The 24,793-nt window shown below is 70.9% G+C and carries 26 protein-coding genes; 11 read left to right on the top strand and 15 right to left on the bottom strand.

The features are described 5' to 3' along the window. Nucleotides 1-28: 28 nt before the first annotated feature. Nucleotides 29-943 carry a LysR family transcriptional regulator gene (locus tag ABD841_RS08265; RefSeq protein ID WP_344969464.1) on the bottom strand — a complete coding sequence of 305 codons (915 nt, stop codon included), beginning with the start codon at nt 941-943 and terminating at the stop codon, nt 29-31. Nucleotides 944-1,028: 85 nt separating this feature from the next. On the opposite strand from ABD841_RS08265, the gene ABD841_RS08260 reads away from it, so the two are divergent. Continuing rightward, nucleotides 1,029-1,883, top strand: a complete 855-nt coding sequence (locus ABD841_RS08260; RefSeq protein ID WP_344969462.1) for an amidohydrolase family protein — start codon at nt 1,029-1,031, stop codon at nt 1,881-1,883. Nucleotides 1,884-1,978: 95 nt separating this feature from the next. Here ABD841_RS08260 and ABD841_RS08255 read toward each other — a convergent pair whose 3' ends face one another. Continuing rightward, a complete protein-coding gene (locus tag ABD841_RS08255; protein WP_344969460.1) occupies nt 1,979-2,125 on the bottom strand; it encodes a hypothetical protein in 147 nt (48 codons plus the stop codon). Between the two features lie 178 nt (nt 2,126-2,303). Beyond that, nucleotides 2,304-3,017, bottom strand: a complete 714-nt coding sequence (locus tag ABD841_RS08250; protein WP_344969459.1) for an alpha/beta fold hydrolase — start codon at nt 3,015-3,017, stop codon at nt 2,304-2,306. 320 nt (nt 3,018-3,337) lie between these two features. On the opposite strand from ABD841_RS08250, the gene ABD841_RS08245 reads away from it, so the two are divergent. From ABD841_RS08245 to ABD841_RS08230, 4 genes are all read left to right on the top strand, one after another. Beyond that, nucleotides 3,338-3,751 (top strand): hypothetical protein, encoded by a 414-nt coding sequence (locus ABD841_RS08245; RefSeq protein WP_344969457.1) that lies wholly within the window; start codon nt 3,338-3,340, stop codon nt 3,749-3,751. A gap of 289 nt (nt 3,752-4,040) precedes the next feature. After that, nucleotides 4,041-4,268 (top strand): hypothetical protein, encoded by a 228-nt coding sequence (locus ABD841_RS08240; protein WP_344969456.1) that lies wholly within the window; start codon nt 4,041-4,043, stop codon nt 4,266-4,268. A 125-nt stretch (nt 4,269-4,393) separates the two neighbouring features. Next, complete coding sequence (locus ABD841_RS08235) at nt 4,394-4,735, top strand: MmcQ/YjbR family DNA-binding protein (protein ID WP_344969454.1); 342 nt, start codon at nt 4,394-4,396, stop codon at nt 4,733-4,735. 159 nt (nt 4,736-4,894) lie between these two features. Further along, nucleotides 4,895-5,269, top strand: a complete 375-nt coding sequence (locus tag ABD841_RS08230; RefSeq protein WP_344969452.1) for a hypothetical protein — start codon at nt 4,895-4,897, stop codon at nt 5,267-5,269. 96 nt (nt 5,270-5,365) lie between these two features. On the opposite strand, the gene ABD841_RS08225 is transcribed toward ABD841_RS08230, so the two are convergent. Next, on the bottom strand, nt 5,366-6,616 hold the full coding sequence (locus ABD841_RS08225) for an amidohydrolase family protein (protein ID WP_344969450.1): 1,251 nt from the start codon (nt 6,614-6,616) through the stop codon (nt 5,366-5,368). 394 nt (nt 6,617-7,010) lie between these two features. Between ABD841_RS08225 and ABD841_RS08220 the strand changes: the two genes are divergently transcribed. The 3 genes from ABD841_RS08220 to ABD841_RS08210 all read left to right on the top strand — a co-directional run bounded on the left by ABD841_RS08220 (nt 7,011) and on the right by ABD841_RS08210 (nt 10,830). Next, nucleotides 7,011-8,603 carry an RICIN domain-containing protein gene (locus ABD841_RS08220; protein WP_344969448.1) on the top strand — a complete coding sequence of 531 codons (1,593 nt, stop codon included), beginning with the start codon at nt 7,011-7,013 and terminating at the stop codon, nt 8,601-8,603. A 1,056-nt stretch (nt 8,604-9,659) separates the two neighbouring features. Continuing rightward, on the top strand, nt 9,660-10,352 hold the full coding sequence (locus ABD841_RS08215) for a hypothetical protein (protein ID WP_344969446.1): 693 nt from the start codon (nt 9,660-9,662) through the stop codon (nt 10,350-10,352). A gap of 226 nt (nt 10,353-10,578) precedes the next feature. After that, on the top strand, nt 10,579-10,830 hold the full coding sequence (locus ABD841_RS08210) for a hypothetical protein (RefSeq protein WP_344969444.1): 252 nt from the start codon (nt 10,579-10,581) through the stop codon (nt 10,828-10,830). A 551-nt stretch (nt 10,831-11,381) separates the two neighbouring features. On the opposite strand, the gene ABD841_RS08205 is transcribed toward ABD841_RS08210, so the two are convergent. The 4 genes from ABD841_RS08205 to ABD841_RS08190 form a co-directional block, all read right to left on the bottom strand. Next, complete coding sequence (locus ABD841_RS08205; protein WP_344969442.1) at nt 11,382-11,738, bottom strand: hypothetical protein; 357 nt, start codon at nt 11,736-11,738, stop codon at nt 11,382-11,384. Nucleotides 11,739-11,776: 38 nt separating this feature from the next. Next, nucleotides 11,777-13,126: a hypothetical protein gene (locus ABD841_RS08200; RefSeq protein WP_344969441.1), complete on the bottom strand. Its 1,350-nt coding sequence runs from the start codon at nt 13,124-13,126 to the stop codon at nt 11,777-11,779. Between the two features lie 895 nt (nt 13,127-14,021). Next, on the bottom strand, nt 14,022-14,261 hold the full coding sequence (locus ABD841_RS08195; protein ID WP_344969440.1) for a DUF397 domain-containing protein: 240 nt from the start codon (nt 14,259-14,261) through the stop codon (nt 14,022-14,024). Then, the gene (locus ABD841_RS08190) at nt 14,252-15,031 is read right to left on the bottom strand and encodes a helix-turn-helix domain-containing protein (protein WP_344969438.1); all 780 of its coding nucleotides are present in this window, start codon (nt 15,029-15,031) and stop codon (nt 14,252-14,254) included. The genes ABD841_RS08195 and ABD841_RS08190 overlap by 10 nt, the downstream gene beginning before the upstream one ends. Nucleotides 15,032-15,163: 132 nt before the next feature. On the opposite strand from ABD841_RS08190, the gene ABD841_RS08185 reads away from it, so the two are divergent. Next, a complete protein-coding gene (locus ABD841_RS08185; RefSeq protein ID WP_344969437.1) occupies nt 15,164-15,625 on the top strand; it encodes an ATP-binding protein in 462 nt (153 codons plus the stop codon). A 456-nt stretch (nt 15,626-16,081) separates the two neighbouring features. Here the strand turns inward: ABD841_RS08185 and ABD841_RS08180 are convergent, their stop codons facing one another. The 3 genes from ABD841_RS08180 to ABD841_RS08170 form a co-directional block, all read right to left on the bottom strand. After that, a complete protein-coding gene (locus ABD841_RS08180) occupies nt 16,082-16,279 on the bottom strand; it encodes a hypothetical protein (protein WP_344969435.1) in 198 nt (65 codons plus the stop codon). Nucleotides 16,280-16,381: 102 nt separating this feature from the next. Beyond that, on the bottom strand, nt 16,382-17,056 hold the full coding sequence (locus ABD841_RS08175) for a response regulator (protein ID WP_344969433.1): 675 nt from the start codon (nt 17,054-17,056) through the stop codon (nt 16,382-16,384). 10 nt (nt 17,057-17,066) lie between these two features. Continuing rightward, nucleotides 17,067-18,215, bottom strand: a complete 1,149-nt coding sequence (locus ABD841_RS08170) for a sensor histidine kinase (RefSeq protein ID WP_344969432.1) — start codon at nt 18,213-18,215, stop codon at nt 17,067-17,069. A 206-nt stretch (nt 18,216-18,421) separates the two neighbouring features. On the opposite strand from ABD841_RS08170, the gene ABD841_RS08165 reads away from it, so the two are divergent. Continuing rightward, nucleotides 18,422-19,120 carry a hypothetical protein gene (locus ABD841_RS08165; RefSeq protein WP_344969430.1) on the top strand — a complete coding sequence of 233 codons (699 nt, stop codon included), beginning with the start codon at nt 18,422-18,424 and terminating at the stop codon, nt 19,118-19,120. Between the two features lie 50 nt (nt 19,121-19,170). Here the strand turns inward: ABD841_RS08165 and ABD841_RS08160 are convergent, their stop codons facing one another. Beyond that, the gene (locus ABD841_RS08160) at nt 19,171-20,802 is read right to left on the bottom strand and encodes a pyridoxal phosphate-dependent decarboxylase family protein (RefSeq protein ID WP_344969429.1); all 1,632 of its coding nucleotides are present in this window, start codon (nt 20,800-20,802) and stop codon (nt 19,171-19,173) included. A 61-nt stretch (nt 20,803-20,863) separates the two neighbouring features. Between ABD841_RS08160 and ABD841_RS08155 the strand changes: the two genes are divergently transcribed. Continuing rightward, nucleotides 20,864-22,204: an aminotransferase-like domain-containing protein gene (locus ABD841_RS08155; protein WP_344969428.1), complete on the top strand. Its 1,341-nt coding sequence runs from the start codon at nt 20,864-20,866 to the stop codon at nt 22,202-22,204. A gap of 41 nt (nt 22,205-22,245) precedes the next feature. Here ABD841_RS08155 and ABD841_RS08150 read toward each other — a convergent pair whose 3' ends face one another. The 3 genes from ABD841_RS08150 to ABD841_RS08140 form a co-directional block, all read right to left on the bottom strand. After that, complete coding sequence (locus ABD841_RS08150; RefSeq protein WP_344969426.1) at nt 22,246-22,503, bottom strand: hypothetical protein; 258 nt, start codon at nt 22,501-22,503, stop codon at nt 22,246-22,248. A gap of 71 nt (nt 22,504-22,574) precedes the next feature. Continuing rightward, nucleotides 22,575-22,847: a hypothetical protein gene (locus ABD841_RS08145; RefSeq protein WP_344969424.1), complete on the bottom strand. Its 273-nt coding sequence runs from the start codon at nt 22,845-22,847 to the stop codon at nt 22,575-22,577. Nucleotides 22,848-22,983: 136 nt separating this feature from the next. Then, on the bottom strand, nt 22,984-24,408 hold the full coding sequence (locus tag ABD841_RS08140) for a VCBS repeat-containing protein (RefSeq protein ID WP_344969422.1): 1,425 nt from the start codon (nt 24,406-24,408) through the stop codon (nt 22,984-22,986). Nucleotides 24,409-24,793 lie beyond the last annotated feature (385 nt).

The raw sequence follows: 24,793 nt of genomic DNA, 5'->3' as shown, positions 1-24,793 counted from the left end.
GCCGCCGGCCCGTCCACATGAGAAGGGCTCAAGGCAGAGTGCCTCCTCGCACCTGCGGACGCGGCTGAACCATTCCGGCCGTGAGCCGGGCGAAGGCGTGGATCCTCGCGTTCTCCGCCGCGGTGCGCCAGGTCAGTACGGCGCGGGCCGGGGGCATGTCGGCGATGGGCAGCCAGGCCACCCCCGGGTACCGGCGGAAGCGGGCGGTGCCGCTGTCGGTGGGAAGCACGATCCGGCCGCGGGCGACGAGGTGGAGGGCCTCGCGGTAGGTGCCGTGCACGGTGATCCGGGGAATGGGCCGACCGCTCGGCGTGCGGGCGGGCCAGTAGGAGTCGTGCAGCGCCGGGGGGATGCCGGGGGGCATGGCCGGCAGGTGGTAGTCGGCCAGGTCCTCCAGCCGCACCTGTCCGGCGGCGGCGAGGGGATGGTCGTCGGCCACGGCGAGCAGCCGCTCGTAGGTTCCGAGAGCGGGGCCGACGGTGAGGCCGGGCTCGTCGACCGGGAGCAGGGTGGCCTGGATGTCCACCTCGCCGTTCCACGCCCTGGCCAGTCCGGTCATCGTGATCTGCCGCAGGGTGACGGCGCAGCCGGGGTGGGCGCGGCGGAAGGCGTCGGCGATGTCGGTGAGCGGAGCGCCCCCGAGACTCGGCAGGTACCCGACGCGCAGTTCGCCGCTCATGGTCCGGGAGGTCTCCCGCGCCCTGGTCAGCGCGTCCCGCAGTCCCTTGTAGGCGGGTGCGGCGCTCTCCCGGAACTGCTCGCCCAGCGCGGTGAGCGCGACCCGCCGGCTGGTGCGTTCGAACAGCGGTCCACCGGCTTGCCGCTCCAGGGACCTGATGAGCTGGCTGACCCGTGACTGCGACATGTGCAACCGCGCCGCGGTGCGTCCGAAGTGCAACTCCTCGGCCAGGGTGAGGAACGCCTCGATCTCGCCCAGCTCCACGACGCCTCCGATTGATGAGCCACACTGCACGATAGCCACCCTTTCCGGCGTTGATCGCCGGGGAGGGGCGGTGCACGGTGGATCCGTGATAGTCGACGTCTGGGCCCAGCCCACACCTGGCGGGCGCCCCGGCCGCCTGCCCATGCCCGAGATCACCCGGCTGTTCGAGAAGTCGGGGAGCGCCGGGCTGATCGACAAGCCAGTCGGTCCCGACGAGCTCGTCGAGCTCATGGATGAGGCCGGGGTGGACGTGCTGTTGCTGTCGGCGTGGCACAGGCCGGGCGGATGGGTGATCAGCAACGATGACGTGGCGGTCTTCGTCCGGGCCCACCCCGACCGGTTCGCCGGGCTGGCCTCGGTGGATCTGGCCGATCCGGTCGGGGCCGTCAGGGAGCTGCGCCGCGCGGTGGAGGAGCTCGGCTTCGTCGGGCTGCGCGTGGTTCCCTGGCTGTGGGAACTCCCACCCGACCACCGGCTCTACTATCCCCTCTACACCACCTGCGTCGAGCTGGGCATCCCGTTCTGCACCCAGGTCGGACACACCGGCCCCCTGAAGCCTTCCGAGACCGGGCGGCCCGTGCCCTACCTGGACAGGGTGGCGCTGGACATCCCCGAGCTGGTGATCGTCGGTGGCCACATCGGGCATCCGTGGACGGACGAGATGATCGGCGTCGCGTGGAAACACGACAACGTCTACATCGACACCTCCGCCTACCTGCCCCGCTACTACCCGCCGCAGCTGGTGCACTACATGAACACCTACGGCCGTGGGAAGGTCATGTTCGGCACCAACTGGCCGCAGCTCCCGCACGATCGCGCTCTCGCGCAGATCGAGCACCTCGGCTTGGCGGACGAGGCCCGGGCCGACTTCCTGGGGGGAACCGCGCAGCGCGTCTTCCGGCTGCCCGGCGGCCGGGCCGCGCCGGTGGCAGGGCGGTGACGGATCGGCGTGCCGGTGAGAGCGGCCCTTGCCTGGCTCTGCGGTAGGTGAGGGAGCCCTTGCCGGTCTCCGGTGGGGGATATCCGCCGTTCGCGTCAGAGGTCGCCGATCTGCGGGATCAGCTCGCTCAGGACCCACAGGGCCAGACCGAGCGCGACGAGGTTGATCCGGGCACCGCCGATGTTGAACGCGGCCAGCAGGAAGCAGGCGAGGGCGAAGACCAGCAGGATGAGGGTGATCATGGGGGTCCTTTCGATCCGGTGGGGTCGGCGGGGACTACCCGTGATCGATCCGATCATGCTTGGTGTGGAACGGAGACGGCGCGGTGGGCGGCCGCCACCGCCTCCGCCGGAGTGGCCGTGAGGCGGTGACGGTGCGGGGGTGTTCTACACCGGGACCGGGACCGGGGTTGAGGGAGTCTTATGCCGGGGTGGGCACGGCGACCCGGCGCAGCAGGTCCGCGACCTCATGCGGATGGCTGACGATGACCATGTGGCCCGCGTCGATGGTGACGATCTCGTGCCCGCGGGTCCGGGCACGCTCGGCGACCTCGTCGAAGTAGGCGGGTTCCCCGGTGCAGTGGAGATAGGTGCTCGGTATCGACGCCGCGGCGGCCCAGTCTCCCATCGCGGGAAGCGGCTCCTCATGGGTGCGGATCGGCATGGGCGTCAGGCGCCCGCCGTCGTAGTCGGCTTCGAGCTCGGGAAAGAAGACGGTCGCCTCGACCGGCCGGACCAGCCAGGGCCGGTCGGGCAGCCGCAGGGTCTCGAAGGCGTCCTTCTGCCAGGGGAGCAGGTCCCAGGCGCGTTCGCCGGGATCGGGCAGGAAGGCGTCGACGTAGACCAGGCGACCGATCCGGTCCGGGACGGCGGCGGCGACGCCGGTGATGACCATGCCGCCGTAGCTGTGGCCGACCAGGATGACATCGCTCAGCCGCTCGTACTGCAGGAGCCGGGCGACGTCCCGGACGTGCGTCGCGACTCCGACGTCGGGCGCGGCCAGGTGGTGGCGCTCGGCCATGCCGGTCAGGCTGGGGGTCAGCACGCGATGGCCGTCGGCCTCCAGGGCGAGACGGACGGGCTCCCACATCCAGCCGCCGGCCCATGAACCGTGAACGAGAACGAATGTCGCCATGATCGGGGTCCTTTCGAGGTCGCATCACCCGATGGGCACACAGCTTTGTTCACCGTTGGACACCGGTCAACCTGTAGGGCAAATAAATTTGCCTAAAAGACAAGATCTCTCGGGGGTGTGGGGCGGCGGTTGCGATTCCGGTTCGAGCTCCCCGGCGCCCGGTCGCGCCGACTCGAAGTGCTGGAGGCCGAGCGGGGCGGAGGTATGTGAGGCCGATCCGGGGTCGAGCGGGGCGAAGTGCGGGAGGCCGAGCGGGGCGAACGGGCCGTGGCGTCCGGACCCGATCGTCTCCTTCTCCCGAGCAAGACCGGAGCGCCGGGATGCCGCCGGCGTTCCCCACCTGCTTCGTCGCGTTCCCCGCCCACCCGGTCGGCGGGCCCGTCTTCGGGCATTCCAACGACCGGATCGGCCGGACGAAGACCCTCATCGCCACCATGCCGCCGACGGGCGTCGCGACCGTGATCGGTACGGCCCGCGCGGCGGGGGTAAAGGGCGTGCGAATTGTCGGTGGGGCAGGGAAGAATGATCGCATCATGACCGTTTCCCCGTCCTTACCGTTCATCGCCATGACCTCGCCGAGCGGCGACATCGTGGTCTTCTACGTCGGCACCGAGCCTCGCATGACGCCGGAGCAGGCACTCGCGTTCGCCGACCAGCTCCGCGACCTCGCGACCGAGGCCCAGCTCCGCGGCCTGGCGAACGAGGCGGCCTGCGCCGACCTCGTGAAATGCTGACCGTCACGCGTCGGATGCCCTGATCGCGGCATCACCTGCCCTCGGCACCCCGGTGTCGAGGGCTTTCCCATGTTCCGGGACGGTGGATCACCTGCCGAGCAGGCCCGCCCCGTGAGCGAGGATCGCCGCCTGGACGCGGTTCTCCAGGCCGGGCCCGATGAGGCTCCGGTCACCGAGCACGGCACCCACCCGTGGCGTGCGCGCCTCACCCGGCCGGTGGTGTCGCGACGGGCCGCTCGCGGGTTAGCGTGGGGCAGGGCGTGCTCGAGACAGGACAGGGGAGGCCGCCGTGCCGGAAGACCGTGAGGGCCTGCAGACCCCCGAAGCGGTCCATGAGGCCGGAGACCAGGTTCACGAGTACGTCGTCGACCGGATCAGGGACGTGACCCGCGAGGGAAAGATCGTGTTCGAGCTTCCCGGCCCCGGTGTGGACACCGGTCTGCGGCGGCTGATCCCGGTGACCTACGACATCGTCCTCGATCATCCGGAGGTCAGGGAGACCGGCGAGGACAAGTGAGCCCGGTCGCGCGGCCCGGCGCGGCGGCGGACCGGTGGATGCGGGCCGGACCGCCTGACGGCCGGGTGTGTCCGTCCCCGCGAACGCACGCGGAAAGTGTCGGAACGCTCTGATACATGTGGGCCATGGGCGTGAGTGTCGATGAGTTCCTGGAGATGCTGGACAAGCTGCCGGAGGTCGAGCAGAGCGACGGCGGTGACTGGGTCTCGCTGAAGGTGCGGGGCAAGGGGTTCGGTTACCTGTGGGAGAAGACCGAGACGGTCGGGCTCAAGGCGACGATCGAGGAGCAGATCGCGCTGGTGGCGGAGCGCCCGGAGGTGTTCGAGGTCCAGTTCACCGCGGGCCGGTTCGGCTGGGTCGTGGTGCACCTCGCGAGGATCGACGCGGAGGAGCTGTTCGAGCTGGTCACCGAGGCGTGGTGCCTGACGGCCCCCAAACGGCTGGTTGACGCGCACGAGGCCGGGTGAGAGCCCGGGTTCGAGTTCGGGACGGGGGCAGGGGCGGCAGAGTCCTGTGCCGGGGCCTGTGCACGGGCGGCCGGGTGCATGACGAGGAGTGCACCGCCGCGCCTCCGTAATATCGCTCGGGTGACTCCTCGATCGATCGCCTGGCTCCGCAATGCCGGCGTGACCACCATCTGCGTCGGCATTCTGTGCATCATCCTGATCGTCCTGAGGCAGCTCCCGGGGCTGAGCCTCCTCCTCAGGGCGCTGGGCCTCTCCAAGAGCGCGAGGTACGGCAGCTCGTCACCGGTGGAACCCGAGGTGGCGAACATTGTGATCCTCTGCGGGGCCGGTATCGCGGTGCTGGGCGTCGTGATGCTGGTGACGGCCATGGTGCTCCGGGCGCGCGTCGCGCGGGCCGGCGCCGGACCGGAGGGCGAGGCGGAGAAGGAAGGGCGAGAGGCGGAGGAAGAGGGGCAAGAGGCGGAGGAAGAGGGGCAAGAGGCAGGGCAGGAGGGGCAGGAGGACCGGTCGGCGACCAGGGCTGAATCCGGCTGAACCCGCGCGGGCACGCGCCGGCGAGGTCTCCGGCCTTCCCCGGCGGTCCCCGGTGCCCCGGGCGCGAACGGCCGCTTCGCGGGTTCGTGCCGGAGGTCAGTGCGGGACGTCCGCGCCGAAGGAGGTGCGCCGGGTGGACGAGGCCGTCACCCGGCCCGCGACGATCACGTGCCGGGGCGGCGCGTGCCGGGTCAGCGCCTCGCGGACGGTGCGTCCCTCCAGGACGACGAGGTCGGCGGGCGCCCCCGGGCGCAGGCGGTGGGCGGGCAGCCCGGCGACGCGGGCGGCGTCCACGGTCACCATGTCGTACAGGCGCTCCAGGTCCGGATCGGTGCGGGCGTCCAGCAGGTGCGCGGCGAGGAAGGCCACCTCCAGCAGGTTGTGCCGCCCGAACGGGTAGTAGGCGTCCTCGACGTCGTCCTGCCCGAGCGCGACCGGGACGCCCGCCCGGGACAGTTGCATGACGGGCAGGTGGAGCGGTCCGGTGTGCGGGTCGCTGACGAACCCGAGCCCCGCCGCGCGGCAGAGCCCGGTCAGCCGGCGCAGGTACGGCTCGGGGTAGAGCGCCATCGCCCGGGCGTGCTGGGCGCTGCCGCGGCCGACCATGTCGCGGGCGATCAGGGCCCGGGCCAGCATCTCGGTGGTGCGCAGCCCGGGGTCGCCCGCGTCGTCGACCAGCATGGCGACCCGCAGCCCGTGCCGGAGCGCGAGATCGGTCATCCGGTTCACGTGCTCGGCGGCGTCGGCGTCGGTCCACTCGATCCACGGGATGCCGCCCACCACGTCGGCGCCGCGCCGGACGGCCGCGGCCATCAGTTCCTCGGTGCCGGGCGCGCGGAGCAGGCCGTCCTGTGGGAACGCCACCACCCGTACGTCGACGACGCCGCGGAACTCCTCGCGGAGCGCCACCAGCGCCTCGACGCCGGTGAGCCCCGCCTCCGGGTCGACGTCCGCGAACGCCTGCACGGCCCGCACACCGTGCCGGACGGACTCCAGCAGGACCGACCGGGCCCGTTCCCGGACGGCCTCCGCGGTCTGGCCGCGCTTGACGGCGGCGGCCGTCTCGATGGCGGTCATCGCCGCGCCCATCGTGGCCCCCGTGTAGTCCGACAGCGCGGCCGATCCCGCCCGGTCGAGGGTGTGGACCTTGCACAGGTGCAGGTGGGCGTCCACGAACGGCTCGGTGACCAGGGCGCCGTCGGCGTCGAGGGTCACGCCGGTCGCCGGGGCGGCGTCGGGGTCGTCCTCCGCGACGACGGTGAGGAGGCCGTTCGCGGCGGCCAGCATCCACCTGCCGGGGCGTCCACGGAGGGTGGCGTTCCGGACGAGCAGCTCAGGAGTGTTCATGACAGCGGCTCCGGGGTCTTCATGACAGCACGGTAGAAGGCCGGCCGCCGGTCCGTGACGGCCGGACCTGCCAGTTCACGGGTCGGCAGGCGGCTGATCATGCCATTGGCGCAGGCTCGCGCCACCGTCCGGGAGAGCGTGCGGGCCTGCGGGCGTGGCGTGGGAAGCGCCCGGGTCTGTGACGATTCCGAGCGGAACCGTTCAGTTAACCTCCAGCCGTCTACGCCGGTGCGAAATGAAAGTTTCACGGTTCATTGACAGGTGGAAAGCGCTTTCCTATGGTGAGAGTGTCCGCTCACGCGGACGTGTTCACAGATGTGAGCGGTGCGCACTCGCTGGGGGGAATCCGGAACCGCAGGTCCCCGACCTGCCGGACCAGCAAGGAGCTCGGCCCGTGAAGAGCAGATTCGACAGGAAGGCCGCCGCGGTCGCCGTCATCGGCGCCCTCGCCGTGTCCGGATGGGCGGTCGGCGCATCCGCCGCCGCGGCCGATCCGGCACCCGGCGCCTACGCACTCGTCAACGCGGGCAGCGGCCTGTGCTTGGGCGTGCCCGGAGCCGGCAGCTCCGACGGTGTGCAGCTCGCACAGTCCGGCTGCGACGGCTCCGCCGGGCAGACCTGGAACCTGACCGCCGCCGGCGGCGGGTTCCAGCTCAAGGCCGCGCACAGCGGAAAGTGCGCGGGCGTCCAGGACGCGAGCACCTCCGCGGGCAAGCCCGTGCAGCAGGAGAGCTGCACGGGCGCGGCCTCCCAGACGTGGAGCCTGACCGCCTCCGGGGCGAACTACCGGGTGGTCAACGCCAACGGCGGCAAGTGCCTGAACACCAAGGACAACTCGACGGCCTCCGGCGCGCTGGTCCAGCAGAACTCCTGCGACTCGGCGGTGACCAAGCAGTGGCGGCTGGTCCCGGCCGGTTCCGCGACCCCGACCCCGACCTCGTCCCCGACGGCGAGTCCCACCGCGAGTCCCACCGCGAGTCCCACGGTGACGCCGACCGGCTCCCCGGGCAGCGCCGCCGGCCTGGTGGGCTTCGCGACCCTGAGCGGGTACGGCCGCACCGGCACGAACGGCGGCGCCGGCGGCCAGACGGTGACCGTCAGCACCTACGCGCAGCTCGCGGCGGCCGTCGCCGACGACACGCCGCGGATCGTCCGGGTGTCGGGCACGATCAACAGCGGCGGCGCGGCCATGCTGGACGTCGGGTCGAACAAGACCATCATCGGTGTCGGGTCGAACGCGACGATCAACGGGTTCGGGTTCGACGTCAACGGATGGGGCCCCGAGGAGGTCGCGTGGGGCGGCGACCTCTGCGACCCCGCCGAGAAGGATCGGTTCACCCACGTCCAGAACGTGATCATCCGGAACCTGACGTTCACCAACTCCGCGGACGACTCGGTCAACGTGCAGTGCTACTCGCACCACGTGTGGATCGACCACAACACGTTCCACCCGTCCGCCGACGGCTCGGTGGACGTCAAGCGCGGATCGGATCTGGTGACCGTCTCGTACAACCGGTACATCGGCACGGACAAGTCGATGCTGCTGGGGCACAGCGACAGCAACGGCGCCCAGGACACGGGCTACCTGCGGGCCACGTACCACCACAACTGGTTCGACGGGTCCAACACCCGCCATCCGCGGGTACGGTTCGGGTACGCCCACGTGTTCGCCAACTACGTGGAGGTCGACGACTACTTCATCGGCCTGGGCAAGGGCGGCAAAGTCTACGCCGAGAGCAACCACGTGAAGAGCGCGAAGACGATCACCGAGGACTTCGGCGACACGAAGCTGACGTGGACGAGCAGCAACTTCTACGACCCGGCCACGATCCGGCGGGCCAACGACAGTGGCAAGACCCAGGAGGACTGGCTGCGCGCCGACGGCAGCGTCGCGCCGCCGCCGTACAGCTACTCGGCCGGTTCCGCCTCCGCCACCCCGCCGGCCGCGGGCGCCGGGGTCGGCGGCGCGGACACGATCCCGCAGTAACGGGCCGAGACCACGATCCCGCAGTAACGGGCCGGGACCACGGCACCGCCGGTAACGGGCCGGGACCACGGCACCGCCCGCGCCAGGGGCCTTTCCCATCCGTAATCCGCGGATGGGAAAGGCCCTTCCCGTCACCGTCACCCCGGAACGGGTCGAGGGCCGGTAACCGAATACCCGGCGTTCCGGCAAGCGGACCCGGCCACTTTTGGCGGCCCTCCTCTCCGGGCGGTATCCACTCCGATCCGGGGCGGTCTTCCGGCTGCGGCCACGGCGTGAACTGGCGGTGTCCGTCACGCAACGGATGAACGGTCGCCCTTACGGGTGATGTCCGTCCTGCCCCGGCCCATCAGACTCAGGGACCGTGAACGCCAAGAAGATCATGCGGTCGGTGGCGCTGTCCGGAGGCGGAGCGCGTACGCCGGAAAGGGCCGGCAGGGCTGGTCGGCGCCTTGAGTGGATGCGGGTTTCCAGCCCATGGGAGCCGAGGTCCCCGCGCACCACCGGTCGGGGCGTAAGGGCTGTCATCCCTTTCTCCCGTACGGGGTCCGCTCCCGGGGAAGGCTCCCGCGGATCCCGGCCGGGGCAACGGCAAGGCCGCGGGCCCGCGGTCGCGTTCACGCGACGGGTGGCGATCGCGCTGGCGATCACCCTGGGGCTGGCGGGCTGCTCGGCGACCCCGGCGCCGGCTCGGGACGGAGCCCCGGCGAACGCGGCGAGCCCGGCCAAGACGCCGGCCGCGGGGCCGGAGCCGGGCCCGGGCGGGCAGGACACGGCCTCCGCGCCCCGCCGTAAACCCGGCCTGGGCCTTCTTCTCCTCCTGGTTCACCTTCACCGCCTGAGCCGGCGAAGGCTGCCGGCGGGGTCGCCGGCCCGGGTGTGCGCCCGGTTCGACCGGTTCGCCCACCGGGTGACCCAGCCCCCGCCACCCGCGCCGGGAAACGCCGCCGGGAAACGCCGCCGGGGCCCGGCGCCGGCGGCCTGTCGTCTCCCACCCCCTACCGCTCCCTCCCGTTCCCCCTTCCGCCCCTCGCATCGCACGCGTACGAAGGATGGTCCATGTCTGCTCTTGTCCTCATCCGGGCAGCGCTCGGCCGGACGGCCGTGTTCTTTCGCCGGCCCGCGTGCCCGTCCCGGCCGTCGTCCGGGCCGCGCCCCCGCGGCGCGTCGGCCGCCGCGGCGGCACTGCTCGCCGTCGTGGTGCTTTCCGGGTGTACGGCGGACTCCCGCCCGGCGCCGTCCCCCACGCCGCGGGCGCACGGGCTGGTGATCCCGCCGCCCCGGCAAGCGGGATCCTTCGTCCTCGACGAGGACGGCATGTGGCCGTTCGTCGACCGGGAGGAGATGCTGCGCAATCGGGTGTTCATCGACGAACTCCCCGGCACCATCCCCGTGCACGACGCGGTGAACGCGCGGTACCGGGAGACCCCTGAGTCCCGGGGCGGGAAGTGGACCAGGCCCATGTTCTTCTACGGGTACACCATGCAGATCGGCAGCAATCGGTGGCGGTTGGCCGTCGACCACATCATCAAGCAGCTCCTCAAAGGCGAAGACCCGACCCGGAGGTTCGACGTCCCGCTGCAGTCGTCCGCCGGGCATGCCACCTGCGTCGGTATCAAGAGGCCGGGGTCGGAGGAAGGCCTCTGCGTCTGGGCGGACGAGGGCACGGTCGGGGCGATAAACAGCACGAGCATCGGCGTCTCCGAACTCGGGACCGCGCTCCCCGCCTTCCACGCCGCCGTCCGGCGCTGACCGCGAGCCGTCGCCGACGTCCGGCGCCGGCCGCAGGACTTCGACGGCGTCCGGCGACGCGCGGCTGCACGGCGGCCCCGGCACTCCTGGCGGCATTCCTGGCACTCCACAAGTTGATTCCAAGCGCGTCCCTGCACCCTGATGGCAGGACGCCACGTGCCCGGGGCGCGATTCTCACCGGAATCGCCGTTCGTGCGGCACGTGCTTTTCACGGAGGGCGGAGAAAATGAGAGCTCGTCGTCTGGTCGCAGCGGTGCTGATGGCCGGTGGACTTGTCGCCGGCGTTACGTCCGGTCCCGCGGTAGCCGCCACGGCCACCGTCGCACAGGCTGACCCCTCATGGCACCTCGCGGGTTACTACCAGTATCGCAACGAGTGCGTCAGGACCGGGTTCCAGGCCATCACCAGTGGCGGCATCGTCCAGGATTTCAAGTGTGAGCTTGCCGGTAATCGCTTCGCGCTTTACCTCTTCTATTAGAAATCGCTGAAAGATCCGCCCCGGATCGGCGTTTACGCCGATCCGGGGCGGATTTTCTGCTGAGTCGGCTCCTTGACTGCCTTCTCCCGGAGATCAACGCGCATAACGCTCATTATGTGAGCCATCGCCGGCGGGTCATCGCGGATCGGAATGGCCTGACACTCCGAGCAGGCCATTCCGGCTCCGTCATCGCCTGACCTCGATCTAATGGGAGCCAGCGGGTCGGCTGAACGGTGCGGCTACGGTCTGTTTCCGCGATCTGGCCGGCATGACCGCCCGGCTGTCGCACCGGGTGGGCGGGATTCCACTGGCCCGCCGGATCCTTCCCGCTCGTCGCGGGCAGGGGTTTTCGCTGGTCAGGTCGGTGTGGGCAGGGCTTGCGGGCGGGTGACGGCGGCGATCTGTATCGCCCGGGGCCGGCGTTCGGCGATGCGCAGCCGGACGCGGCGTCCCCCGCGCACCAGCCGTCCGGCCACCGTGAGCAGGTGTGGCCGCGGGCGTTTGGGCTCATACAGCCGTGCGACCCGTCCAGGGCGAGCACCGGCCGCCCTCTACGGAAGGGCGTTGATGCCTGTCGCGATTGATGCGATGGCGGTCGCGAGGGGGCCTACCTTCTCCGCTGCGGCGCCGAGGCGGTGCAGCAGCCCGATGAGCCTCCCGGTCTCCGGGTTCGGGCTCTGAAGCTCTTGGCTGAGGGCCTCGCCGGCGTCGACGGCCTCCTGGAGGCCGGGATCCGCCGCGGTGAGTTTCCTCAGCTCGACGAGGAGAGCGTCGAGTTGCGCGTGCAGGTCTTCGTACCGGCCGGTGTCACTCTTGTTCGAAGTGGCCCGAGCACCTGGCCCCGCGGCCATGGCGTCTGCCTGGACGCGCGCGTTGCCCCCGATGTAGATGCCGCTGTTCTCGTTCACGGTGCGCCTCCGCTCCTGGATCTTCCGGTGCCCTCGGCCTATCCGATTTCCTGCTTCATCATGTTCCCGGCGCGCGCCATGGCGCCGACTCCGGCAGCCATGCTCTGGGCGTTGACCTGCGCTTGGCCGCTGACGTAGATGCCATTGTTCAGAATGGTCGTCTGCCGCTGCACGAGGTCACTCACGTCTATGTTGTGGCTGGTCATGAACTCGGCGACGGCGTCCATGATCCGATACTCGGCCGTTTTGACGTACATCTCCTTGTCGAGTTGCTGGAAGTATCGGTGGTAGCGGTTGTCGGCCGCCGATTCCCGCGGGCTCCAGGTCGACCCGTAGTTGAACGTCCGGTCGCTGATGGCTTTGGCGTCTTCCTTGTTCTTCCGCCTCCGGCGTAACGGGCCGCCGAGCTCGTTGAGGGTGTTGGGAATGCTGAGCAGAAGCGCCACCGGGGTGCGCAGAACGGCCTGCTGCGCTATCCGGCCGATCTGCCGCAGGGGGGAGCAGTTGACGAGATCGTCCACCTTCCGGTAGCGCTCTCGCAATGGTGGCAGCAAGGAATAGCCGGCCTCGACGAAGAGCAGGTCCCGGCGGGGAAGAAGCGCGAACCGGAGGAAGACGGACAGGACGAGCTCTCCGTCCCAGCCCATCACGCTTATGACGAGGTAGGGGCGGGCGTGGCTCTCCGGATCGTCACGCAATGCCTTGATGAAACTCTCGTCGACCTGCGGAACCGGAGCGGCCATCGGATCGGGAAGGACCGCCTGCCGCACCTGTGGGTCCGGTCCGTGTCGCAGGTCGAGTCCGTTGACGAAGAGCTTGTTCTCGACCGAGACCCCCGGCAGCCCGAGCTTGCCGACCTCCGCGGCCACGTGATCGTACAGCTCGCTCACCTGGAAGGGGATGACCTGCTTGCCTTCCTCGGGCTTGGCGACGTTGAGAGCGAACGACCATTTGTTGATCACTTCGCCGTGTCCGGTGAACGGCAGGTAGTTGGCGAACACCGAGACGTTTCCACGGGCCCTGGACGCGATGTCGGCGATCCGTTCCTCCACGCGGGAGGAACCGGGCCGGGGCGCGGCGGCGGGGTCGAAGGCGTCACGGCTCAGCAGAGGGAAGATCACTAGTTTGTACGTCAGATACATCTCGACGGCGACCACGGTGAAGGCCAGTATGAGAAGCCCCAGTATTCCGTAGGGGATGACGAACACCCCCAGGATCAGGAGGGCCAGCACCCCGTCACGCACGCGTTGCCACCGCCGTGCCGCCAGCGCGTATTTGAGGACGGCGGCCAGGTCGACGCCGGGCGAGGTGGCCACGGCGCGGTACTTCTCCTCGAGGACGCGGAAGACGGCGGAACTGGAGAGTTTGCCGTCCAGCAGCATGGCCACGCAGAGATACCGTGTCACGTCGAGGGCCGATCGCGTGGCCGGCGCGGAGTCCGTGGCTCCCCGCCGTTGCCGGGCGGAGCCCGCGGGAGGCGGAGGGGCGGCGGACGCGGTCGCACGCGGCTGCGGCACGGGGTTCGGGCCGGCATCGGATCCGGCCGGCGTATCACCTCCGAGGTGTCGTCCGCAGCGCTCGCAGACTGTGGAACCCGATGGGTTGATCTCGTTGCAGTGACCGCACTTCATCGATTCACCCCTATGTCATCCGCGGTATCTGATCGGTCACACGCTTTCTTGTTGTTCTGGCTGCCGGAGGGAGGAGCCGATCTCATGGGACTACGGTCAACCCGTCGTCTCGTGTGAGCCGCCCGCCGGTGATCTGAACTGAGTCGACGGCTGATCCGTTGATGGAGGGACGTACTACGGTCGCCCTGGGAATGTCCATAAGTGCGGCTGAAAAGCGGGACGGGTCATCGTTCTGTGGCCGCACACCATGGCAGAACAGATGAAAAGGGAAAAATTCCCAATATTCCTCCGGTGTTTATGGTGTTCACGGAGGAACCTTAGTGGCTGACCCGGCTGCAGGCCAGGTAAATTTCCTTGGCTCCTGTTTTGTCCGTGCCGGAGCGGAAGGCTTCGTCCTGCGTCACATCGGTCGGCCTTCGGCCTCGGTGGGAGCGACGAGGATACGGGAACACGATACGCAACCAGTCCATGCCGGGCGGATTGACGACGACATCGTCGACCGTGATGAGATTCCCGCCGTCACGGCGAGACGAGTCCGGCGGCACCGCGCGAATCTGGTAGCCACCGCCCGGCGCGTTCGAGGGTGTCGACCACGGGAGGAAGGCGACCGGCCGCCGAGGCGGCTGCCACGGCGGCCGGGGGCCTTGCCGGTCTAGCGGAGGTCGAACTCGGCGGCCTTCACGCCGTTGACGAAGGCCTCCCACTCGGCGGGGGTGAAGAAGAGCGTGGGGCCGTCGGGGTCCTTGGAGTCGCGTACGGCGATCAGATCGGGGTGCCCGGCCTTGTGGGCGGGGCCGTCGGCGGTGTTCTTCAACTCCGCGACCTCGACACAGTCGCCGCCGTTGTCTCCGGAGAAGCTTGACTTGAACCACTTGGCGTTGGTCAGGTCCATTTTTCCTCTACCGTTCTCTGAATGAGTTCGACGGACATACTCAGCGGCAACGCCTCGGTCCGGATGGCCTCGAAACGATCCACGGCCGCCGTGACGTCCTCATGATCGCTTGTGGTGAGCCCTCGTACAGCTGTCTCCGCGTACAGTACGTCGTTTCCTCCGTCCAGCGTGGCGATCACGAACCCGCCCATCAAGCCCGAGTGCATTCCATGGGGAATCACCTGAACGCTCAGCCGTGGGTTCACCACTGATGCGAGGTGCTCCAACTGCTCTTTCATCACCTTGGGGCCGCCGATCGGACGGTGGAGAACTCCTTCGTCAATCACACATCGGTAGGTAGGAGGCTGGGGATCCTCACGGGAGAGGATGGTTTGGCGATGTAGACGGGCCTCCACCGCTGCCTCGTCTCCGCGCAGCACCACCCGGGCGTACGCCTCGGTCTGAAGCAGGCCGGGAATCACCAACGGTTGATAGGTCCGGAGAGTAGTCGCAACCTGCTCCTTGTCGTGCCACTTTCCGAACCAGGAGGGGAAAGAGCGCCCTTTCCGCCAGTCGAGGAGTCTGGACAGCGCGCCACCCGTGTTGAGAATCCTGTCGCAAGTCTCGGCGAACTCCGGGCTGGCGGGGAGTTGCCCGGTCTCCACTCCGCTGATAAGGGACTCGCTGAAGTGGATCCTTTCCGCCAGTTGGCCCTGGGTGAGGCCCGCCGCCTTCCGGTAGTGACGCAGCTCCCTGCCCCAGATCGCCTGGGGTGTGTAGAGATTGCCCATGACGCCCTCCTCGCCGGAGTTCAACAAAATGCTGGAGAACTCCAACCTGCGACCTTCGTAATCATTCGACTACCAAGAGTAGCCATGTCCCGGCGCGCTGACCATACGAATTCCGAGACGGAAAGAGAAGTCATGGAAGAGGTCGTCAAGGCGGGCGCGGCACTGACCGGATGCCGTTACACGATGAACCCCGCTCTTTCTCTGCTGGGCGAGAAGTGGATACCGCACGAGGCGAGAAATGTCGCTTCCGCGCGCCGGTTCGTCCGCGATATCGCCGCCGACTGGAACGCGGCGGGAGACGTCCCAGAAATCGCCGAGCTTCTTGCCTCGGAACTCGTCACCAACGCCATCGCGTACGGCTCGGGGGACGGTTCCGCCGTGATCCCCATCCGCATCACGGTCAGCGGAGAGAGGGAGCTGCTGACCGTGGACGTCTACGATTCGTGCATCGCCATCCCGAGAATGAGACGAGCCGGCCACCTGGAAGCGTCAGGCCGGGGCCTCGCCATCGTCCAGGACCTCTCCCATGACTGGGGCTGGACCCTCAACCCCTATGGAAAGTCCGTCTGGTTCCAACTGGTCGCCTGGCGGTAGTGGCCGGCCGGCTCGGGTGACGCCACCGATGTCATCGGGAGGAGCATACGTATGTCTTTCCTCGCCATGCGTCACCTTGGCCGGGTCGTCGCAGCACGTGGCCGGGCGTTCACCGGCGCGGCACTGGCGCCGCCCGCCTCCGGGAGCCGGGGCGCCGTGCCGGAGGGCGACGCGGCCGGCAGGCGCGACCGCGTGCCGGAACGGATCGCCGCGTGTAAGGAACGCTACGGCGAGGTGGTCGCCGCCGCGCCGGTGACAGGACGTGCCCGGACGGGGCCGATCCGCTCCGGCCGCTGCGCGAGCGGGTCCGGATCGGCCCCGTCCGGGTGGCGGCCATGCGGTTGGAGATCGACAGGCCCATGCCCGGGCATGGGCGGGTGGACCAGGAGCGCGGGTCATGCGCTCGATCGGGTCGATCGCGCGAGCGCTGCTACGTCCAGACCGGGCAGAAGAGCATCACTTCTTGGGTGAGCCCTGGCAGCGGATGGGATACAGGGCCTCGAAGAACGGGTTTCCGTAGCCCAGCGCCTCAAGGCGGACGGCTCCGCTGTACCTCGGCTGCCGCGTCCAGTTGGCGGACTGCACCCCCAGGTATCCGCTGGACCACTGGGAAACGGGTTGTAGATCACTACTCGCGAGAACGAGCTCTGCCACCGCGACGGCGTAGAGATGCTTTACCCCGGATTCGGGGCGGCCACCACCGGCCCCTCGACGCCTGCGCCGCCGGTTCGTCCGCATCCTTCGAGGAACACAGCTCTAGACCTCCCTCTCACCGGGGCGGACCAGCCCGCTCTCGTAGGCGAAGACGACCGCCTGGACGCGGGTGGTCAGGCCGAGCTTCAGCAGGATTCGGGACAGGTGGGTCTTGACGGTCGCCTCGCCCAGGTAGAGCCGGGCGGCGATCTGGGTGTTGGTCAGGCCCTGCGCCAGCATTCTCAGCACATCCGTCTCCCGGCTGGTGAGCATGTCGAGCTCGGCCGCTCGGCCGGTGGCCTGGGCGGGGTCCGGCTGCCCGGCGAACGCGGCGATCACCCGCAGGGTGACGGCCGGATCGAGCAGTCCCCCGCCGGCGGCGACCGTCCGCACCGCCTCGACCAGGTGCTCCGGCGGGGCGACCTTCAGCAGGAAGCCGCTGACTCCCGCGCGGAGCGCGGCGGCGACGTACGCGTCCTCGTCGAACGTGGTCAGCACGATGACCTTGCTGTCCGGGTGGTCGCGTACGAGCCGCCGCGACGCCTCCAACCCGTCCATGTGCGGCATGCGCACGTCGATCAGCACGACGTCGGGGCGGGTGCGCGCGACGAGGCCGAGGGCCTCGGCCCCGTCCGACGCCTCGCCGACGACCTCGATGTCGGGCTCGACGCTGAGCACCATCCGCAGGCCCACCCGGACCATGGCCTCGTCGTCGACGAGCGCTACGGAGATCGTCATGTTGTCGTCCCTACCGGGTGCGGGGGATGGGGAATCGGGCGCGGACGGCGAAACCGCCGTCCGGTTCGGGACCGGCGTGCAGGCTGCCGTGCACCATCGCCAGCCGCTCCCGCATGCCGACCAGGCCGTGACCGGCCCGCTTTCCCGCCGGCTCGCTCGGCGCGGGCCCGGGTCCGTTGCGTACTTCCACGGTGAGCGCCTGATCGGTGTAGTCGATGGCGACCGCGGCCGGGGCGGCGTCGGCGTGCCGCAGCACGTTCGTCAGGGCCTCCTGGAGCACCCGGTAGGCGGTGAGGTCCAGCACCGGCGGCAACCGGGGCAGATCGGCCGGGGCGTCCAGCGTCACCGTGAGACCGGCGGCGCGGACATCCGCGATCAGCGCGTCGAGCCGGGCCAGCGACGGCACGGGGGCGAGCTGCTCGCCGTCGGCGCGCTCCCGCAGGATGCCGACCAGGCCGCGCATCTCCTCCACCGTCTGCCGTCCGAGACGTTCCAGCCCGGCCACGATCTCCCGCTCGGCCGGGTGGTCGGCGAGCATCCGGCGCAGGCCGCCCAGCTGCAGGGTCATCACGCTGACCGAGTGCGCGACCGCGTCATGCACCTCCCGGGCGATGCGCGTGCGCTCCTGCGCGACCGCGGCCCGGGCGTTGACCTCGCGCTCCGCGTCGAGGGCGGCGGCCAGCTCGGCCAGCTTGACGGCCCGTTCGCCGTTGCGCCGGGCCAGCAGCCCCATGGACCAGCCCGGCAGCAGGATCGTCGGCACGAAGAACAGCTCCCACGGTGAGGCTCCGACGAGCGCCGTACCGGCGAAGGACGCTCCTGCGACGCACAGCGCCACGGCCGAACGGCGCGGGGGCTCGCGCCAGCCCGCCCAGGCGACCGCCCCGATCATGCCGATCATCGTCGCGCCGCTGACCCCCGGAGCCCCGAACACGACCACGCCCACCGGCAGGCAGAGGGCCGCGATGACCGTGCCGACCAGCGGCCACCAGGCCGCGACCGTCAGGCCGGCCCCCATCGCGACGCCGGAGAAGGAGACGGCCGTGGCGGTGGCGCCGAAGAAATCGTCGAACCGGATCTCCAGCACGGCCAGCGCGCCGATCAGGGGCCCGAACGCCAGCGGGATGAGGCGCACGTCCCTCAGCCGGGTCATCGTCATAGCCACCGATCGTAATCGCGCCCGGACTCCGCCGGCTCCCCCGAATGGGGGACCCCCGCAGCTCATCGGGTCCGTCGAACAGCGGACCCGACCGGGATCCGCTCCGCCGGAGCGCGGACCCATCACGGTGCGCGATGGCTGACGCGCCGCCGCACGTCCCCGCGGGAGGGTTCTGCCCGCAACGACAGGCAACCAGGAGGTACGACATGACTCCCCTCACCCGCACTCCGACGGCCACCCCGGCGGTGGACCCAGAGAACACCGACCGGGCGGGCCGTTTCATGCGGCGCGCCGGCGGCGCCGCCCTGATCGCCGGCCCCGTGCTGATGTTCGCCGGCATGATGGCCTGCCCGCCGCAGGACTCCGGCTCGGCGGCGGACTACATCACCTCGCTCGCCCGCGACACCTTCCTGACCGAGCTGTCGGCGATGCTGCTGCACTACGGCCTGATCGCCGGTGGGCTCGGCGTGCTGACCGTACCCGGGCTGGTCCGGGGCCGGAAGGGTCACGGGCTGGCGGTGTTCGGCGCGTTGGCCGCCGCGCTCGGCATGCTGAACGTGTCCGGGGCCGTGCGCGACGACTGGTGGCGGATGGTCACCGGCCGGCAGCTCCCGCTGGACACCGCGGTGCGGATCTCGGACACCGTGGACGCGTCGTCGTTCATGCCCCTGTGGAGCGGCACGGAGCTCCTGGCCTTCCTGGGCCTGCTCGCCCTCTGCGTCGGGCTCGCCCGCGCGGGCGTCGTCGGCTGGTGGCTGACCGCGGTCTACCTCGGCGCCTTCGTCGCGATGACGTTCATCCCGATCCACCTGACGTACGTGATCGGCACCGCTTTCACGATGCTGTTCCTGCCGCTCGGGGTCGCCGGCGTGCGCACGTTCCAGCGCGACCGCGCGAACGTGTGACGCCGACGATGCCGGTCCGCCCGTCCGGCGAACCGAGGTCCGGGCCGGTCTCACGACCGTGGGGCGGCCGCCCGGAGGGCCTTCGCGACGCGGTCGACGTCGGCCTCGGTGGTGCGCCAGTTGCTGAACGCGGCGCGCAGCGCGGGCACCCCGGCGTAGACGGTCGGGGTGAGGAACGCCTCGCCGGAGTCGGTGACCGCCCGGACCACCTCTCCGACCCGCTCGGGGGAGGGGGAGCCGGCGAGGGTGAAGCAGACCACGTTGAGCCGGACGGGGGCGAGCAGCCGGTAGGCGGGCATCGCGCCGATCCGCTCGCCCAGCTCGGCGGCGAGGGCGATGTCACGCCGGACGACCTCCGCGTGCCCCTCGCGCCCGTACGCGGCCAGCGTGAACCAGGCCGGCAGCGCGCGCAGGCGGCGGGAGTTCTCCGGGGTCAGGTGCACGAAGTCGGGGTCGGGTCCCAGCGGCCCGAGGTAGGCGGCCGCGTTCTGGAAGACGCGGGCCTGCAGGTCCCGGCGCCGGGTGAACTGGACCGCGCTGTCGTAGGGCACGTTCAGCCACTTGTGCAGGTCCACGCAGACCGAGTCGGCCCCGGCCAGCCCGGCGACGAGGTGGGCGTGCCCGGGAGAGAGCGCGGCGAAGGCGCCGAACGCGGCGTCCACGTGCAGCCAGAAGGGGTATCGCTCGCGCAGGGCGGCGACGGCGCGCAGGTCGTCGAAGTCGACCGTGTTGACCGTGCCGGCGTTGGCGACCACGATCGCCGGGGCACCGTCCAGGCGGTCGAGCTCCCCGGCGAGCTTGTCCACGTCCACCGCCTCGCGCCCCGGCAGGACGTCGACGTACCGGATCGCCGAGCGGCCCAGGCCGAGCACGGACAGCGCCTTGCCGATGCTGGAGTGCGGGCTGCCGGACAGCACGGGCACCGGCCCGAGCGCGGCCACGCCCTCCTCGGCCACCGACACGCCGCGCGACTCGCCGACCCACTCACGGGCGATCGCCAGGCCCGCGAGATTGGACATCGTCGCCCCGCTGACGAAGGCGCCCTCGTGCTCGGCGGGCAGCCCGAACAGCTCACGCAGCCAGGCGACCGCCTCCCGTTCGAGGTCGGGGGCGCGCGAGTCCAGCGCCGACGTGGGATTCTGGTCCAGGACCGAGGTCAGCCAGTCGCCGGCCAGCGCCGCCGGGGTCGCGCCGCCCGTGACGAAGCCCAGGTAACGGGGGCCCGCGCTACCCGAGAACCCCGGTTCCCAGCGTCGCGCGAACGCTTCCATCGCCCCCGCCAGGCCGGTCCCGCTCTCCGGCAGCGGCACGGGCCGGGGCCGCACCGGGGCCTGCGCCACCGGCCGGTCGTCGAGCCCGCCCAGGATGCGGACGGCGTACGCGCGGGTGGCCTCCAGGAGTTCGGGGACGCGGACGAGATCGGCGCCGGGTGATCCGGTGGCGCGGTCGAGATCGAGGGGGCCGGGGCCGGGTGATCCGGTGGCGCGGTCGAGGCCGAGGGGGCCGGGGCCGGGTGATGCGGCGGTGCCGGCCGGCCCGGCGGTGTGCGGCGCGGGGATATGCGTGGCCGCCGGTGGCTCCGGGGCACGGGTGCTTCCGGCCTGCGGCGGTTCCGGGGTCCGGCTGTTCTGGGTGTCGGTCCGGCTGTTCTGGGTGTTCTGGGCGTGGGGTCGGGTGTTCATGCTTCGACGCTAGGGCGCAGACCGTGGCCGTGTCCTGGTCCACTTGCGGCAAACTGGACCAGTGTTCACGGATGTTCTGGCAGGCTGGCGGCGGCCCGGGGCGCCGCTCGCCGGGGCGCTGGCCGGCGCGGTGCGCGAGGCGGTGCTCGACGGGCGCCTGCGCGTCGGCGACCGGCTTCCCTCGGAGCGGCGCCTGGCCGCCGAACTCGGGGTGAGCCGGGGGACGGTCGTCGCGGCGCTGTCCTCGCTACGCGACGAGGGCTGGCTGGTGACGGGGCACGGCAGCGGCAGCAGGGTGCGGCTCCCGCGCGACCTGGGGGAGCGCTACGCGCCCCTGTCGGTGGACGGGCGGGGCTCCCTCGACCTGCGCCGTGCCGTCCCCGCCGCCCCACGCGCGATCGTCACCGAGGCCGTCACCCGCGCGCTCGGCAGGTCGGCCCGGCTGCTCCTGGAGAGCGGCGAGCCCGGGGCGGGCCTGCCCGAGCTGCGGGAGCTGATCGCCCTGCGTCACACCGCCGAAGGGCTGGCCACCCGGCCGGAGCAGATCCTGGTCACCTCCGGGGCGCGGGCCGCGCTCGCGCTGCTCGTCGCGCATCTCGCCCCGCGCAGGACGGTGGTGGAGAGCCCCGGCTTCTTCGACACCCTCGCCACGCTGCGGCGCTCCGGCACCCGGACCGTCCCGGTGCGGGTCACCACGCGAGGCTGGGACACCGGCCGGCTCGCCGCCGCGTTCCGCGAGGCCGCCGGGGGAGTCGCCCTGCTGGTCCCCGACTTCCAGAACCCGACCGGGGCGCTGATGGACCCGCGGGTCCGCCGGGAGGTCGCGGAGCTGGCGGTCCGGCACGGGGTGACCGTGATCGCGGACGAGACGATGCGCGACATCGACCTGCGCGACCACCCGGTGCCCGAGCCCCGCATCGGCCGGGCCGTCACGATCGGGTCGATGAGCAAGACCGTGTGGGGCGGGCTGCGCGTCGGGTGGATCCGCGGCCCGGCCGCGCTGGTCCGTGAACTGCTCCTCGACCCGGTCAGCGGCCTGCACACCCCGCCGCCCCTGGAGCAGCTCGTCGCCTGCGAGGTCCTTCCCCTCCTCGACCGGCTGCTGGACCAGCGCCGGGCCGAGCTGCGGCGCCAGCGCGACCACCTGGCGAGCGCCCTGAGCGGGGACGACGGCTGGACCTTCTCCCTCCCGCAGGGCGGCCTGGCGCTGTGGCTCCGCCTCAACGGGGTGACCGGCGAGACCGTGGCCAGGCGGGCGGCCGAGGCGGGGCTCAGCCTGCTCCCGGGGACGGCGTTCTCGCCGGACGGCACCCTGGCCGACTGGCTCCGGGTGCCGTACACCGCCCCGGTCGAGACGCTCGACCGGGCCGTCGAGCACCTGCGGCGCGCGTACCGCTCCTGAGCACCGCCGCGGAAGGACACGCGCCGCCCGGCGGCCACGGGTCAGGTCGCGGACGCGAGGACCGGGTAGACCCGGTCGGCCTCGCGCAGGGCCCAGCGCATCCGGGTCTCGTATGCCTCGGGGTGGTCGCCGGCCTCCTGGGCGACGAGCGCCGTGCAGCCGGAGAGGTCTTCGTGGCAGGCACGGATCCGGTCTTCGATGATCACCCGGACCTGGTCGGGCGAGGGGTTCTCCGACGCCTGCAACGGGGAGGCGAAGAGGACCCGGGCCAGGTCGGACACGCTCATCGTGGTCGTCATCGCATGCCCCTTTCCGGGGACTCCGAGCCCTGGAACCTCGGCGACGCCCCCGTCGATCGGTCAGCCCGTGTTCACCCCTCCATCATCGCTCCCGGCACCGACATTTCCCGGCGCCCGGGCTCCCGTCTCCGGGGTCGGAGTTCATGGTGCCGGAAGATCCGCGAGGCGATCTTCGCGGTCCGGGAGGGGCCTGCGCCGGTCGAGGATCTCGACGCGGGGGCGGTGTGCTCGGCGACGACCGGAGAACGGCTCGCGGCCACCGCTGCCATCAGGGTGCTGAGGTTGACGCCGCCGCCGCCGACACCGCCGCCGACACCGCCGACGACGAGCGAGGAAGCAGGCAAGGTCGTGATCTTTTGGAATGGCGGAGCCGGCGGCCGGGAGCGACCCGTCCAGGTCACAGGGCGTGTTCCGCCCGCCGGCCGCCGGTAGGCGGAGATCGGAAGGGACGGGCCGGGAGGTGTGGCGGTGATCCCGGTCTCAGCGCAGGAGGACCGCGCCGTAACGGTTGAGGCCCGACGGGATGCCGAACTGGCCGAGGTCGATGACCTGGGCGCCGGTGGGGGACACGCCGGTGCCCGAACCGCGGAGCACGGCCACCATGCCGTTGGCGTTGTTCTTGCCGGGCACGCCGACGATGAGCTCGCCCTTGCCGTCGCCGGTGACGTCGATGATCGTGACGGCCTCTCCGAAGCGGTCACCGGCCTTGCCCTGCCCGCTGAGCGGGTCGGCGACCGGCGGGGCGGGAGTTCCGTCGACCACCGGGCCGATGCCGTCCTCGGAGACGAACCGGACGTCGGAGACCACCGGCCCGGCGGGGGAGCCGGGGATCAGCGCGACCGCGCCGACTCCCGCCTTACCGTGGACCGTGGCGGTGGGGGCGCCGAGGGCGATCTCGGCGGCTCCGTCACCGGTGACGTCGCCGACCGCGAGGAGGCTGCCGGAATCGGGGAGGCGCCACAGCCAGGTGAGGTCCTTCAGCGCGCGGTTGGGGGCGCGGGAGAGGCCGGAGGCTGAGCCGTACCAGATCTGCACCGTGGCCGTGCTCGGGGTAGCCAGCACGAGGTCGAGACGCCCGTCGGCGTTCACGTCGCCCATGGCGACGTTCGATTCGGGCTTCGGGCAGCCGAGTGGGTTCGGAGACGACGCGGTGCACATGGTCGGCGAGCCGAGTTCGCTGATCTTCAGCGGTGCCTGGCCGGGGTCGTCGACGAGCCACAGGAAAGCCTGCTGGGCGCCGCCGACCCACTTGGTGGCGATCACCGCCAGCTCCTGCTTGCCGTCGCCGTCGACGTCACCGGCGTCGGTTTCCTTCACCTGGGCGGTGCCGTCGCCCAGGAGATGCGCGACGGGATCGGCGCCGTCGTACCAGCCGGCGAGTTTGTTCTGTGCGCCGTCGAGCCACGAGGTGACGATGTCGGCTCCCGGCCGGTCGTCGAACTGGCCGGCCCGCAGCCCACGCTTCCCGGTCGGCGTGTCGATGTAGCGCTTGATCGGGGTTCCCTCGCCCGACTTCCAGGAGTCGACCTCCACGTCGCGCTCACCGCTGAAGACGAGGTCGGTCCTGCCGTCGGCGTCGATGTCCGCCGCGGCCAACGACCTGCCCCAGGACGTACAGGGATACGGGTTGCCCTCGGGGTCCCATCCGCTGAGGCAGCGCTCGGGTGACCTGATCAGGTGTCCGCTGAGCCCACCCGGCCCGCCGTACAGGACGGTGACCAGACCCGAGTTGCCGGCACCGGAATAGTCGCGGGCTGCGGGAACGCCCACCGCGAGGTCGTTGTAGCCGTCGCCGTTGAAGTCGAAGTTCTCGGGGGACGCCGCCTGCGCCTGGCCGGCCGGGAAGGTGAGGACTGTTACCAGGGCGAGTAATGCCGCCGATCGCATGATGCTTTTGACACTCATGCCGCACAATCTTGTAAGGCTGCTTAGGCGATGACTTGAAGCTGGTTGTGGATTTTTTGTGGGGTATTGGGACGCACTTGCGGCACATCAAGCCCGCACGGTCAGAGCACAGGGAGAGCAGCGGCCCGGGTACGGCGCGGTGGGGGCCGTCGTCACCAGGACGAGCCGTTCGGGGACGCCGACCGTTCCCGCCCCGCACGTCGGAGAGCTGCCCCTGCTCGGACTGCGACGTGTTCCCCACGATTCCCCGCCCCGAGCGAGGGCGGGCCGCCCGGCGACCTCCCGGTGCGGATAACGGGATGCGACGCGTGGTGGTGATCACTACAGTGAGAGACGCCTCGGGGGACGGAGACGACCCCGGCGGTCCTTTCCCGGGAGATGACGC

It is taken from the genome of Streptosporangium fragile (genome assembly GCF_039534445.1).
In the GTDB taxonomy this organism is placed as follows: domain Bacteria; phylum Actinomycetota; class Actinomycetes; order Streptosporangiales; family Streptosporangiaceae; genus Streptosporangium; species Streptosporangium fragile.
Note: the sequence above shows the minus strand (reverse complement) of the source record. Positions and strands in the feature narration are given on the sequence as shown.